Consider the following 14,101-nt stretch of genomic DNA (forward strand, 5'->3'; position numbering starts at 1 on the left):
ATATACCAACAAAAAATTTGGATTAAAAAAATTAATGGCTTTTTGCAGCAGGCAGCTTTGTTGCAAGCCAGCTTTCTTTTACTGGAACAATCCATTGGCTGTTGAGCGCCTCAAGAGTAAGTACCGTATTGTTAAAGTAGAGTGTGTTTTCATTTATAAAACCTTTGGCAAAAGCATATTCCAGTTGCGCAAGCGGTATGAGCTCTATTTTGTCTTTTACAATAAAAGCAAGCAGTTGCCTGTTGAACATTTCGGTATTAAATTTTTGCGCAATAGTTTTTACAAACCTTACTGAGCTATCGGTACTACAGCCACCAACGCCTGTTTGGCTTTCATCGGCAATAATAATAATAAATCGGCCAAAGAATAAATTGGCATAACCGGTTACATCATCCCCATGGCTTTTCCAGTTTTGTATAAATTCTTTAAGCAAATCTTCCAGTTCAAAAGCTTCGGTAATGGTAAACATACGGCTTGCCTGGTAAATCCAAATCCTGCTTTGCGGGGAAAATTCCTGTGGAAGATGTTCTTTATATTCTAAATTCATCATCATAAATTTTTAAGCAAGAGATGCTGCAACCAGTTCGGCAATATCCACTACAGCTACGTTTTCGTTTTCTGCATTTTTTACACCATCGGTAAGCATGGTATTGCAATAAGGGCAGGCAGAAGCAATAATAGTTGCGCCGGTAGCTATAGCTTCGTTACTGCGGTCTATATTAATGCGTACATCTCCTTTTTCTTCTTCTTTAAACATTTGGGCGCCGCCTGCGCCACAGCAAAATCCATTGCTCTTGCAGCGTTTCATTTCTACCAGTTCGGTATCTAATGCTTCCAAAACTTTTCGTGGCGCTTCGTAAATATTGTTGGCACGGCCCAGGTAGCAACTGTCGTGGTAAGTAATTTTTTGCCTTTATAAGTTCCGCCTTCTTTTAATTTTACTTTTCCTTCATCAATTAATTGCTGTAAAAACTGGCATGGTGCATTACTTCAAATTTGCCGCCAAGCGCCGGGTATTCGTTTTTAAAAATATTAAAACAATGCGGGCAGGTAGTTACAATTTTTTTAATGTTGTAGTTGCTAAGTGTTTGTATGTTCTGGTAAGCCATCATTTGAAATAAAAATTCGTTGCCAGCCCTGCGTGCCGGGTCGCCTGTACACATTTCTTCTTTGCCTAAAATGGCGTAGTTAATGCCAACTTTATCTAAAATGGTTACAAATGCTTTAGTAATTTTTTGCGCCCGCTGATCAAAGCTGCCTGCACAGCCAATCCAAAACAAAACATCGGGCTGCTGGTTACTTGCCGCCATTTCTGCCATTACAGGAATATGCATAACTTATTTTTTGGCAAATTAGTTAGAAATTGATAAGGTTGTTTACTTGTATGCAAGTATTTTTGCAGTATTTACCTGTTTGAAAAAGTTAATACATAAAATTTTTAATTGGGAAGCATGGCCTTTCAGGCTGCTCTATGCACCACTTACACCGTTATGGGCTTGGTATATGTTGCGGTCGGGTTCCGTTTGGTTTTTTACACCCAGCAACCCCAAAATTACTTTTGGCGGCCTGGAAGGTGAACCCAAAAAAGAAATGTATGATTTATTACCCACGCATCTATATCCAAAAACATTATATGTATTGCCCAATGAAAATTTTGATGATATATTAAAAAGAATTGAGCAGGCTGGTTTTAATTTTCCCTTTGTGGTAAAACCACAAGTGGGCTGGCAGGGCGTGTTGTTCAGAAAGATTGATAAAGCTGATGAGCTAAAGCATTACCACAGCAATATGGTAATGGAATACATGGTGCAGGAGTTAGTGGAATATCCAATGGAAGTAAGTGTATTTTACATACGGCATCCACAAAATAATAAAGGAATTATTACCGGCTTTTTGCATAAGGTTCCACTGCAGGTAACAGGCGACGGAAAACTCAGCCTGGAAGAATTGGTTTTACTACACCCAAAGGGAAAAAAAAGAGTAGGAGAGCTGCACAGCAAGCATAAAGAAAAATGGCATACTATTATTCCACAAGGCGAAAAATGTATGTTGAGTTATGCGGCCAACCACAACCGAGGCGCCCATTTTATAGATTTAAAAGGGCATATTGATGATACATTAATTAAAATGTTTGACCAACTGAGCAATAATAACAATGGATTTTTTTATGGCCGGTATGATATTATGTGTAGCAGTGTGGAAGAATTAAAAGCCGGGAAGAATTTTACCATATTGGAGTATAATGGATGTGGCGCCGAGCCCAACCATTTTTACGATACCGGTTATACACTTGCAGGCGCTTACCGTGAAATCTTAAAACATTGGAAGGCTTTATATACCATTAGTAAGTACAACAGCAAAAATGGCGTTAAGCCCTGGCCTTTTTTAAAAGGTTGGCGTTTTTTGCAGTATTCAAAAAAGCTAAATAAGCAAATGAAAGAAACCGATGAAAAAATTGGTTAAAATTGATTTAATAATGAAGGGCGGCCTCATTTGTATTTATTAGAACCGCATTTTTGTATGGTTAAAATTTTAAGTATGAAATATCGTTTATTTTTTGCATTTCTTTTCGTTACAGTTGCTGCTATGGCGCAGCACAACCATGTGCCCAACAATGAAGGCAGTAAAGTTAAATTTCAAATAAAAAACTTTGGGATTACGGTAACCGGCTACTTAAGCAACTTAAAAGGAGGAATTACAATAGATGCCGGTAATGTGCCGCAGGCAATAGAGGTAACCTGCGATGTAAAAACCATTGATACCGATAATGAAAAAGAGACAACCATTTGCGTGAAGAAGAATATTTTGGCGCCGATAAATTTCCACAAATCAGGATAAAAAGTAAAAGGATACAACCCACAAATACGCCAGGCAATTATTATTTGTTTGCCTACCTCACTATTAAAGATGTAACCCGTGAAATACAATTTCCGTTTACAGTGGCGCTTAAAGAAGGAGGAAAATTATTTACCGGCGAATTTACCATTAACCGCCTGGATTACCATGTAGGCGGAGAAAGCAGGGTAATGGGAGACAATGTAAAAGTATTGCTGAGCGTAATGGCAAAATAATATTGCGTAGCATAAGGCATTGTTTCTGCCTGTATCTTTGACCTATGTCCAAAATTTTCCGCATTTTTTTATGGGGTTTGTTCATTAGCTTTTTGGGCTCTTTGCCATTGGGTACATTAAATGTGGCAGCCATGCAAATTGGCATACAGGAAAGTATTAAAAATGCCTTATTTTTTCGGCAGGATCTTTATTGGTAGAAATGGTTTATGTAAGGCTTTCGCTTGTAGGTATTGATTGGGTGCGCAAGCAGGTAAAACTTATGAAAGCAATGGAATGGATTACCCTGGGCATAATAGTGGCTTTGGCAATTGGCAGTTTTATTGCAGCGGCAAGCGATAGTGGCGATGGAAAAAATGTAATGCTTCAAAATAATATGCACCGCTTTTTGCTTGGCGCATTAATGAGTGCAATAAACCCGGTGCAAATACCCTTTTGGTTTGGCTGGAGTACGGTTTTGTTTACCAAAAAAATACTGGAACCTTCAAGGATGCAATACAACTTTTATATTATGGGTATAGGCTTAGGAACCTTGCTGGGCAATGCAGTTTTTATATTTGGCGGCAAATGGCTGGTGGGTACTATAAAAAACAGTACACAATATATCAACTGGGTTATTGGCGGCATTTTTACTATTACTGCCCTTATTCAACTTTGGAAAATTATAAGCCACAAGAATAGTGTAGATAGAATGGAACACATCAAAGATGAAGATGTGGAAAAACTAAGATTGTAAAGTTGCTATATTTCCTGCGTCCATTTATCCCGTTCATCGGGACTCAATTTCCATGGAGCAAAATTATTTTCAATATTGCTGAACATGCCGTTCCACTCCTGTGGCGCATTGCTTTCTTCCATTATTAAATTACGGCGCAATTCCCCAATTATTTGCAAAGGGCTGATGCTTACCGGGCACTCCTGTACACAGGCCTGGCAGGTAGTGCAGGCTCTTAATTCTTCTGTGGTAATATAATGATGTAATAAGGCCTTGCCGTCGTTTTTAAAAACGCCATTGGCTTTAATATTTTTTCCCACTTCTTCCAGCCTGTCACGGGTGGCCATCATAATTTTTCTGGGGCTTAATATTTTGCCGGTTTGAGTTGCAGGGCAGGCAGCGCTGCACCGGCCACATTCGGTACAACTGTATGCATCCAGCAGGCTTTTCCAGCTTAAGTCAAATACATCTTTTGCGCCAAATTTCATGGAAGCAGCTTCACTACTGGTTGTTGGTGCAAGCTCAGGTTGCATCATGTACTTTACTTCCGTTTGTATGTTTTCCATGTTTTGCATTTCGCCCATGGGTTTAAGGCTGGCATAATAAGCATTGGGAAAAGCCAGTAAAATATGTAGGTGCTTACTGTAAGGCAAATAATTTAAAAAGGCAAAAATACCAATAATGTGCAGCCACCAGCAGCCCCGCTCAATACCCAATAAAGTGCTTTGCGAAAAATTTTGGAATAATGGTACCAGCTTGCCCGAAACTACAAAGCTGCCTGTATCTAAATAATGAGGAGCGCCCTGCAATTGCAAAGAACGGTCTGTTGCATTCATGCAAAGAAAAAGGCTCATTAAAATAATTTCGGTAAATAAAATATAATTGGCATCGCTGCGTGGCCATCCATCTAAATCTTTACTGATAAAGCGACGGAGTTTGATAATATTCCTGCGGATTAAAAAAACTGCACAGCTAATAATTACCAAAAATGCCAAAATTTCAAAACTGTTTATCAGGATAGGATATATACTGCCCAAAGGTTTTAAAAATAGCCGGTGAGTGCCCAGTGAGCCATCCAGCACAATTTCCAGCACTTCAATATTAATAATTATAAAACCGGCATATACTGCAAAATGCAGTAAGGCCACTAATGGGTTCCTGAACATTTTCTTTTGGCCAAAGGCAAGCAGCAATACATTTTTCCAACGTAAGAAAGGGTTATCCGACAGGCTTTCATCCTTGCCCAGGGCAATATTTTTTCTTATTTGCCCTATATTTTTGGCAAAAAGCCATATTGCATAACCAGCCAACAGTATAAAAACAACCTGGGATATATAATGCATAGCGCTTATTTAAAAGCTAAGATAAATAATTCTGCCGCCAAATAAATACATTTGCTTATGATTTCAGACAAGGATGCCGCCGCAAAAAAAATTTACCGTATGGCAATGGAAATTGCCGAACGCCATTATTCTAAAAATGAAATTGTACTTATTGGCATTAAGGAAAATGGTTTTTTTATTGCCCAAAAAATTGCGGCAAGCCTGGCAGAAAATTTTAAAGGCGCCATTAAAACACTTTCTTTACAAATTAATAAAAAACAACCCGGCGAAATATTGCTAAGTGAAAATGTTAGCCTTAAAGATAAATACATTATTCTAATAGATGATGTTGCCAACAGCGGCCGAACCATGTTGTATGCTTTAACGCCTTTGCTTAGCCAGCATCCTGCCGAAATACAAACCCTTGCTTTGGTAGAGCGTACCCATAAATTATTTCCCATAGCGGTGGATTATGTCGGGCTTTCTATAGCCAGCGGTTGGAAAGAGTATATTGAAGTGCTCATAAAAGATGGTGAAGTGCAGGGTGCAAAGCTGAAAAGTTAAGTGAAATGCTGTATATAGTTAGTTTAAAAGGTTAGCTCCAATGAAAAATAAAAGATATATTTATCCTTATTTATAATTTTCTAATTACTTGAATACCACTATGATAAGAATGTTTTGCTGTAAGAAATAATGCAAATTGTGCATAATATTTTTTTTACTTGTAAATTTCTTTTGATAATTTTCTTAATAAATGGAACGAATTTCTTTTTTACTTTCTATTTTTTTGCCGCCATAGAAACACCGTTTTAGAAATTTATAGTTGTATAATATGTTTACACTTAAACGAAAAGAAAAATTTCCTGATTATTGGAGAATTTTCTTACCATTAATATTTTCTTTTTTAGTTTTTTTGATGTTCAGGCTCAGGATGTAGAAAGTATGAATATCAAAAATCCATTTCAATTTCATGGGAATGTTAACCTGCAATTGGATTATTATAAAGCTAATGGAATTTCTGCCCGGCAAAAAGAGTTTAGCTGGCTCATTAATGGAAACCCAGTATTAACCGTACTTGGTGTTGACATTCCCCTATCTTTTGTGTTATCTAATTTTGAAAATAAATTTTATCAGCCATTTAACCAGTTTGGTATAAGCCCAAAATACAAATGGGCAACATTGCATTTGGGTTATCGAAATCTTACGTATTCCAACTATACATTAGCAGGCCACCGTATATTAGGCGCTGGCTTTGATTTAAAGCCAAAGAATTTTAGAATTGGTTTTATGTACGGGCAATTAAGACGTTCAGCATCCATTGATTCCAGTATGAATGCAAACCCTATGTATGTAAGGCCAGCGCCAACTTACAAGCGGTTAGGTATGGCGGCAAAACTGGGTTATAGTTTCAAAAAAAATTATGTGGACCTGGTATTTTTCAAAGGCTGGGATAAAACATCTTCGTTAAGTGATAAGCTGAAAGATTCTGTTATGCCTGCTGAGAATACCAGCATAGGCATTATTTCTTCAATAAACTTTCTTCAAAAATTTTCATGGGTTGTTGATTTAGGTATAAGTGCTTTTACTTTAAACAGGGAAGATGGCAGGGATACATCGGGAATTAAAAAGAATGGCCAAAAATTTGATCAGCATTTTGGTTAAAGATAAAGTAAGTACCCACTATTACTTTGCAGGGGAAACTAGGCTTGGCTATCAAGAAAAAAAATGGGGTGCACAACTTATTATTAAACGAATAGACCCCGGTTATCAGTCTATGGGGGCCTATTTTTTTCAACATGATATACAGGAATATAGTTTTGCCAATAATTTTAAATTAGACAGTGGTAAATTGAGTATCAACACGAATATTGGGTTTCAAAAAGATAATTTAAAAAAACAAAAAACATCCACTTCAAAAAGATTTATCGGCAGTGCCAATATTAGTTATATTCCTTCGCAAAAATTTGGCATCAATTTTAATTTCAGCAATTATGGTATTACCAATAATCCATTACCCACTTCAATGGGTAATGAATTATTCAAGCAAGTAAATAATAGTTTTATGCTGATGCCTTTTTTCTTTTGGACCAATGAAAAAGCCATTAAGAATCTGAATATTATTGCCACTTATCAGTCGTTAAAAACACCGCAGAGCAGTATAGGTAGTATGCCGGATATGAACAGTTATTCGCTTACAGGAGCATTTAGTAATACCTGGATACAAAGAGGAATTAATGCAAATGTTTCTGTAAATTATATAAATTCTAAAATTGCTGCAGGCGATATTAGTTCTTATGGAGGAACACTTGGTGGAATGGTTCCTATTGCAAAAAGAGAATAATGGTAAATGCATCTGCTTCTTACCTGCAAAATTTGTTCAAAGGAACCTCTAACGGGAATTCCATAAGGGCTTCTGTTGGATTTTGGTACCTGTGGGCACACGCCATAATTTTCAATTGCAGGGAAATTATTTGAATAACACATCAAAAGATGTTACCATTATTCAAAACTTTAATGAAACCAATGTGCAGTTTATTTACGGATTAACCTTTTAAATGTAGCAGAGATGAAACTATTTTCTTTAAAGTTATGCTTCCTACCGAGAAGAGCATACCTCTTATTTTGCCTACTGTCAATGTATAGTTTTGTATTGGGGCAATCATTATCAATAGTAAAAAATGTAATACTTAAACCACCTTATTCCTCCAATTATAGTACGTTTGAAAATTTATCCAATCATGCCATTATTACATTACTGGGTAGTACACAACCCATGAATATTGTTTTGCATGGTTCATTGACTAATATACAAAGAGATTTTAGAATTGTTACAAAAGAAGCATATCTGGGTGGTGTGTTTAGCCTTGGTTCCAATCAAACAAAAGTAATGATAAGCGATTTTGCTTCTATGCTTTTTTTGGGGAGAAACAATGTTGAGCACTTAGGAATACCTGATGAAGAATGGGTGCAAATATTAAAAACCGGGCAATTGCCCGATGGATCTTACGAGTTTTGTGTAAATGCATTTTGGGTTGATCCTTCAGGGCTTTTAGTGCCTGCTGGCGATGCTTGCTTTAGATTTAGCATTTCTCTTGCACAGGCGCCGGTAATTTCTTCGCCTTACAATGGGCAGGAATTAAACACTCAAATGCCCACTACCATATTTACCTGGACGCCACCCATTGGTAATATCATTGGCGCAAGCATTGTTTATGATCTCTATATTGTAAAAGTGCCTCACGGGCAAAACCCCAATGATGTAATGAATGCTGCTATAAATTATAAAGCTAACAATCCACTTATAAAAACAAACCTCACCGGTAACCAATATGTAACACAGCCATACGATTTAAAAATAGATTCCAATACCCTTTACGCAGTACAGGTAATTGCCAGAGATATATATAAGCAGGTGGGCTTTATGAATAATGGCCGCAGTGAAGTAATAACTTTTACAAAGGGAAAGAGCAACAAACCTGTTCTCATTATTACTGATATAAAGGAATCTAAGAAAAAACCACCAAAACAATCGCCTGGCTACACAGTTACAAACTTTGATCCCGTTCCATACAGCCAGTTAAAAGGAAAACTGTTTTATAAATTCAAGGATAAGGGTGGCCCGGTACCGGAAGGTATTGTACAAAATCAACAACCTTCATCTCAAAATGTTCAACTTTTTTTACCGGGAGCAGATAACATGCCCTATAATAAAAATAATATACCACTTGGCGGAGCAGAGCCGCTTGCAGGTAAAAAAGTAAGCCTGGTGATTACCTATCTTTTTTCAGGCACCCACAATGGGAAGAATGAAGATCAAATGATCATCGGTAAAAATCAATCTTATTTTTCAAAAGGACTTGATGATGCAGACAAAGTACTTGCAACCACCGTTACCGGGCCGGATGGAAGCTTTGAATTCAATTTTGTAAATGCAGAAAAAACGCTGGGACTTTTTAATGATGATTATTCTTATAAACATGGAGGTGAGTTCCCTGAAAATATTAGTGGCAAAATGTATAAGGTATTGCGTCTTAGGGTGGAGAATAAATATTATTGCAGCCCTGATGTAAACATTAAAATAGATCCGTGGAAAGGAATAGACCTGGGTACGCTTGTGTCTTATGTGAAGAGTTATTCGCTGAAAGTGAAGGTCACTTCGACGAATGCAAAGTTCTGGGACATGGCATACGGGCAGGGATCTGCATTACCCGCTATAACAACAACGATTATACGAAAAAGTTTGGTGGCTTCTGTTCCTACAGGTGAGGGCGAAAACAGCAGCAAGGATAAAATACCCAAATCCAATAGCTTATTATCATCCCATGAGACGGATAAAGATGGTTTTGTAACATTTCGTTATCTGGTGCAGCATGATTTAAATAACAAAACAGACCGGTATTATATCAAGTGTGTGCCCGATGAAAAAAAAGGAAACTTTATTTTTAAAGAGGTAGAAAAAAGCTATTATCCACAATATGATCCGGAATTAGGTGTTTTTCCTTTTAATTCAACGAGCCAGTACACACCATCCGGTAGCGACTTAAACTTGCCAATTACTTATGGTGAAAACATTACATGGAACCATCAACTGGAAATAAAGACCTATACTGCTACCGTTTCTTTATATCCTGCCAAACCCCGGATAGCCGGAAAATTGGAGGTGGCCACTAATGTAGAAGCCAAGGCCATGAGCGGAAGAAAAGTGGTAATGGTGAGTACCTATAAATACCCGACAGCTTCCGATAAATTATTTACGGTAGTAAAAACCAATAGCGAAGGGAGATATGAGTTTAACAACTTAAAAGTTGAGGTAGGCGAATTTCACGTAGGGATGGTTTCGAAAGTAGAGGGACCAACCAGAACTCTCTTGACAAAACCAGATGGATACAAAGGCGGAGTATTACCGGCAAAACCTCCCTATCCGCCATTAAAATGGGGGCAGCAATTACTTAACCAGGATTTTTTCTTAACGCCGGATGGTAAACTTTCAGGCTTTGTAGTAGATGAGAAGGGCAATGCCGTACATGCAGATATTGATGTGGATGGCGTAACAAAGACAACCACCGAACGCATTTTTACTTATGATAATAAACCTTCGGGAAATAAGAATGTAAAATTGCCAACAGGTTCAACAGAATCTTTCAGTATGCTGGCCCCTTCAGGTAAAAGAAAAATTACGATTACCCCAACCGATAAAGCGTATGCCCCTTTTGATACTACGCTCAATATTCCATTAGATGGAAGCAAAGCTTCACCAATAAAATTTGTCGTTTTCCGCTCACAAAAAAGAATCCGTTTCAGAGTAGTGGAAGCGAATTCAGAAAGCAACCGTGGCCAGTTGAATATGGTATTGACCCAGATAAAACCAATTGGACGAGCCTGGGTACAATTGGATGTGCCAGGAAAACCAATTGCACAATTTAGTAATAGCGATGGATACGTAACGTTCATTTTTGACAACAGTGGCTCATCTTTCAATTTTATAATTACCACGCCTGAAGAACCCGATGCTTATGAAGAAGGACATTATACAATTGCCAATTCAAAGAACACTTTACAAACTGTTACTTACGGCAATGCCTACCTGAAAAAAGCAGCTACTATTACAGGCATTATAACATTGGGCCCTGATAAAAAGCCATTGCAGGGAGCCAGCATTTATGTAGAGATGGGCGGTGGCAAAAAAATAGAAACTAAATCCAATTCCGAAGGTAAATATGTATTAAATGGCATTCCAAAATCACCATCAAATCGGACTGTGTGGGCAAGCAAACCGGGCATTACACCCAATATCATCAGCCAAAATAAAAAGATAACCATTGCACAAAAAAATGAACTTGATTTTAATTTGATTAATGATGATGAATTGGTCATTGAAAATATTTTTGGTTTTGATGCCGATATACAATCAAAAATAAAACAGCCCGATGGAACCTGGCTGGTGAGTGGTAGCCTGATTAACCTTCCGGCCAATGATAATTTTTCTTTGAGTAATAATAAACAATCCATACCCTTCAAAGATGTAAAAATTAAGAAAAGCGGGACTTTAAAAAATGGAATACCGGTCGGTGTTCCGTCTGATAATATTCTGTTGACTGATCTGGCCAATATTAAACTGTTGTTGCAAAATTCTTTTGTGGTGATTCAGAAACCAACTTCTGGAGATCAACTTCAGATAAAGGCAGAAAATCAAAAAGGAAGCCTGTTGGGAAAAATGGCCATTCAAAAATCGTCATTTCAATTTACTCAGGAGTATGTGAAATTTAACGATGACGCTGATGAAGCAATGTTGCTTACAGAAAAGCCTGGCTCTTTCAATACAAACCTGCCATCTATTGAAGCTGCAAACCCTACTAAAAAGAAATTTGGCGTCGCTAACCTGAAAGAAAAATCTTTACAATTTAAACTACTTGGTTTTGATGCGGAATCGGATGCTGCACAATCGTGGGTTCAGGACAATAGTATCAGCTTGCAAACAATCATTCAGATTAACGGCCTGCCCGGAATGGCGCCGTCCAAACTTGATATCAATGCGGGAAATTTGATAATTCATCCTGACAAGATAGAACCGTTAAAGGGAGATCAGCCTATAAAATTCAATCTCGAAAAATGGCAATTCGTTGGTAACAACTGGCAACTTCTGCAGGGAAGCAGCAGTATCAGTATTGCCTCGGGCACTATTAAAACAGGTAGCATTGATGTGCCATTGACAGACATCTCATTAAAGCCGGATCATCTTTCTATTGGTAATTACAATGTAAACAATCTAACGCTTGGTGGTATTATTCCTGTAAACGTAGTAACCACTAAACCGGTTTTTGGTTACAACAAAAGTGTAGGAAGCGATCAGAAAGCACATTATGAACTAAGGCTTATTGGTGAAAACGGTAAGCCCGGAGTTACCATAAAATCATTGCCGGGAATGAAGGCCGGCGATGAAATGAAATTTCAAAATTTCTCTTTAGTCAGCAATGGCGAACAAATCATCAACCCCGGAAATCAACCTAACGCTATCACTTTCTACAGCGTGATGAAAGTAAAACCTCTCTCGTTTACGAGTGGTGCAGATTACGTGAACATGGATTGCGGCATAGACCTCAACATTCCGCAATTGCAGGAAACCAGTGGTGTTATTCAGTTTTCCAAACAAGGCGGACAGATGAAATTCATGTTATATCCTTTGAATGTTTCTCTTCATGGCCCCGGTGGTGTGGACTTCACGGCTAATGTACAATTTAATGACAACCCGCAAAACCTTACAGAAGGCAAATTCACAGCGCTTGGTACTATTCATGATAAAGAGGGAATTTATTTAAAAGGTATTTTAAATAAAACCACACAGGCAGCCTGGATACAGGTGGATCCTGAAAATCAGAAGATGCCATTGGGAAGTGGAAATACCAGCCTTGCCAATATCAAAGGAAAAATGGAAGCTGACATGAGTAAGGACCAATGGAAAAATTTTACTTTCAGCGGAGACATGATTGGCTTTACGGGAGTGCAGGGTGATACACGCAAAACGTTTGTGGTTACCGGTTCTATCAATGCGGTAAACCAAAATATGAAGGTGAAAAATATTTCCGCTGATTTTGCCGGTATTCAATTCACCTATGATATAGCTAAGAGCCGCTTTACAGGCAGCTTAGAAATAGATCAAAGTATTGGGCCATTATCTGCTAAGGGTACAGCCGCTCTTGTTGTGGATCCCGGCGGGTGGTATTTTATTGCCGGAGCACAATTACAAACCCCGGGCCTTGGCCAATTTTCTGCGGGCATACTTTTCGGCGACTACAATACCATGCCCGGTGAAGTATCACAAAAACTCATGCAATATGCCTATAACAAAAACCTTCCGCCGGGTTTTCAAAAAGGCATTTCAGGATTTTTCTTTACAGGAATGAAAACGCTGCCAATCAGTGTTCCTAATGTAGATATCAACCTGGTAATTATCAAAGTGTCTTTTGGTGTTGAGGCCGGCCTTGATGCAAGATTATGGATGAACTTTGCGGATGGCGGCGCCGAATTGGGCATAGGTGTGATGGCTTTTGCCCACGCTTATCTGAAAGGCAAAGCAATTACCTGTACTAAATTTTATGCAGATGCAAGAGTGGAAATAGGCGTAACAGGTATTTACAATACATCCAGTGGAGTGTTTACACTGAAAGGGTGTGGAAGCTTTATGATTTCCGGTGGTATTGAACAATGTTTCCCTTACCCCTGCTTTAGTGATGGCGTTTGTTGTGGAGGCTGTGGAAGTGTATCGGCAAGTACAGGTTTTAAACTTGACCTGCTGCTGGATTCAGACGGAAATACGGATATGTCTTTTGGTGTGGGCAATTGCAGCGGGCAGGCAATAAATGTTGATGTGGATAAAGGATAATGCCGGTGTTTTAGGGATTAATTATTTAATTGAAAAACTTTCAATAATGAAAAGAGTATTTATTCTGATATTTTTTTTGACAAGTAGTATCGCAACAACCCTTGCTCAAAATAATCAACAGGTAGGCGAAGTTCCGGTAGCGAAGCCTGTTGCGAAAGGTATTTGGGTTTATTTGGGAAAAAACATTCCAAAGAATTTTCATTATGTGATAGAAAGAAAAAAAGAAGGCGCCCAGCGTTTTGAAAAAATAGGTGAATTTAATTCCCCTGCTTCTGAAACGGAAATGGTAAAAAGGCAACAACTTTATCAGCAATATTTTGAAAGTCTGGATGCGCTGAATACAACAGAAGTAAATAATCTTTGGCGATACTTGCGGACTCATGCTACAATTGACAGCATGTACAGCGATAATTTTCCTATGATGTATTTGTTGGTGGGTACTGCCTGGGTTGACACCACAGCAGAAAATAAAACCGGATATGTTTACCGGATAAGAGCGCTGGCAGCGATAGTAAAATAATATCTGAAAAGGAAAACGAATCCTTCCCTCAATTAAAAAAGTGTCTTCTTAAAAAATTATTTTACCGGAAAAATATGCTGACGGAAAGGTTTCGCT

Annotated in this window: 10 protein-coding genes and 2 pseudogenes; 9 read left to right on the forward strand and 3 right to left on the reverse strand. The window is 38.1% G+C overall.

Annotated features, from left to right (window positions below):
• Positions 1–31: 31 nt before the first annotated feature.
• Positions 32–547: a hypothetical protein gene (locus IPO46_08830; protein ID QQS64364.1), complete on the reverse strand. Its 516-nt coding sequence runs from the start codon at positions 545–547 to the stop codon at positions 32–34.
• A 12-nt stretch (positions 548–559) separates the two neighbouring features.
• Positions 560–1,334 (reverse strand): annotated as a pseudogene (locus tag IPO46_08835) ((Fe-S)-binding protein).
• 79 nt (positions 1,335–1,413) lie between these two features.
• Between IPO46_08835 and IPO46_08840 the strand changes: the two are divergent.
• The 4 genes and pseudogenes from IPO46_08840 to IPO46_08855 all read left to right on the forward strand — a co-directional run bounded on the left by IPO46_08840 (position 1,414) and on the right by IPO46_08855 (position 3,804).
• Positions 1,414–2,463 (forward strand): hypothetical protein, encoded by a 1,050-nt coding sequence (locus IPO46_08840; GenBank protein QQS62229.1) that lies wholly within the window; start codon positions 1,414–1,416, stop codon positions 2,461–2,463.
• A 75-nt stretch (positions 2,464–2,538) separates the two neighbouring features.
• A complete protein-coding gene (locus IPO46_08845; GenBank protein ID QQS62230.1) occupies positions 2,539–2,838 on the forward strand; it encodes a YceI family protein in 300 nt (99 codons plus the stop codon).
• Positions 2,787–3,071, forward strand: coding sequence for a YceI family protein (locus IPO46_08850; GenBank protein ID QQS62231.1), 285 nt, complete (start codon positions 2,787–2,789; stop codon positions 3,069–3,071). Before IPO46_08845 ends, IPO46_08850 begins: the two co-directional genes overlap by 52 nt.
• A 44-nt stretch (positions 3,072–3,115) precedes the next feature.
• Positions 3,116–3,804 (forward strand): annotated as a pseudogene (locus IPO46_08855) (LysE family transporter).
• Positions 3,805–3,809: 5 nt separating this feature from the next.
• On the opposite strand, the gene IPO46_08860 reads toward IPO46_08855, so the two are convergent.
• On the reverse strand, positions 3,810–5,126 hold the full coding sequence (locus tag IPO46_08860) for a (Fe-S)-binding protein (GenBank protein QQS62232.1): 1,317 nt from the start codon (positions 5,124–5,126) through the stop codon (positions 3,810–3,812).
• Positions 5,127–5,183: 57 nt separating this feature from the next.
• Here IPO46_08860 and IPO46_08865 point away from each other — a divergent pair, with 57 nt between their 5' ends.
• The 5 genes from IPO46_08865 to IPO46_08885 all read left to right on the forward strand — a co-directional run bounded on the left by IPO46_08865 (position 5,184) and on the right by IPO46_08885 (position 14,005).
• Positions 5,184–5,669 (forward strand): phosphoribosyltransferase, encoded by a 486-nt coding sequence (locus IPO46_08865; GenBank protein ID QQS62233.1) that lies wholly within the window; start codon positions 5,184–5,186, stop codon positions 5,667–5,669.
• Positions 5,670–5,975: 306 nt separating this feature from the next.
• Positions 5,976–6,767, forward strand: a complete 792-nt coding sequence (locus IPO46_08870; protein ID QQS62234.1) for a hypothetical protein — start codon at positions 5,976–5,978, stop codon at positions 6,765–6,767.
• Complete coding sequence (locus tag IPO46_08875; protein QQS62235.1) at positions 6,736–7,446, forward strand: hypothetical protein; 711 nt, start codon at positions 6,736–6,738, stop codon at positions 7,444–7,446. Before IPO46_08870 ends, IPO46_08875 begins: the two co-directional genes overlap by 32 nt.
• A 294-nt stretch (positions 7,447–7,740) precedes the next feature.
• Positions 7,741–13,485, forward strand: a complete 5,745-nt coding sequence (locus IPO46_08880; protein ID QQS62236.1) for a carboxypeptidase regulatory-like domain-containing protein — start codon at positions 7,741–7,743, stop codon at positions 13,483–13,485.
• A 46-nt stretch (positions 13,486–13,531) separates the two neighbouring features.
• Positions 13,532–14,005 carry a hypothetical protein gene (locus IPO46_08885; protein QQS62237.1) on the forward strand — a complete coding sequence of 158 codons (474 nt, stop codon included), beginning with the start codon at positions 13,532–13,534 and terminating at the stop codon, positions 14,003–14,005.
• The last annotated feature ends 96 nt before the right edge of the window (positions 14,006–14,101 follow it).

The sequence above is a fragment of the Chitinophagaceae bacterium genome, from assembly GCA_016699815.1.
In the GTDB taxonomy this organism is placed as follows: Bacteria; Bacteroidota; Bacteroidia; order Chitinophagales; family Chitinophagaceae; genus Ferruginibacter.

Bases quoted from the DNA above. Each gene is read 5' to 3' on its own strand.
- IPO46_08865 (QQS62233.1), top strand. From the start codon at position 5,184: ATGATTTCAGACAAGGATGCCGCCGCAAAAAAAATTTACCGTATGGCA.
- IPO46_08845 (QQS62230.1), top strand. From the start codon at position 2,539: ATGAAATATCGTTTATTTTTTGCATTTCTTTTCGTTACAGTTGCTGCT.
- IPO46_08885 (QQS62237.1), top strand. From the start codon at position 13,532: ATGAAAAGAGTATTTATTCTGATATTTTTTTTGACAAGTAGTATCGCA.
- IPO46_08880 (QQS62236.1), top strand. From the start codon at position 7,741: ATGTATAGTTTTGTATTGGGGCAATCATTATCAATAGTAAAAAATGTA.
- IPO46_08830 (QQS64364.1), bottom strand. From the start codon at position 547: ATGAATTTAGAATATAAAGAACATCTTCCACAGGAATTTTCCCCGCAA.
- IPO46_08875 (QQS62235.1), top strand. From the start codon at position 6,736: ATGGCCAAAAATTTGATCAGCATTTTGGTTAAAGATAAAGTAAGTACC.
- IPO46_08860 (QQS62232.1), bottom strand. From the start codon at position 5,126: ATGCATTATATATCCCAGGTTGTTTTTATACTGTTGGCTGGTTATGCA.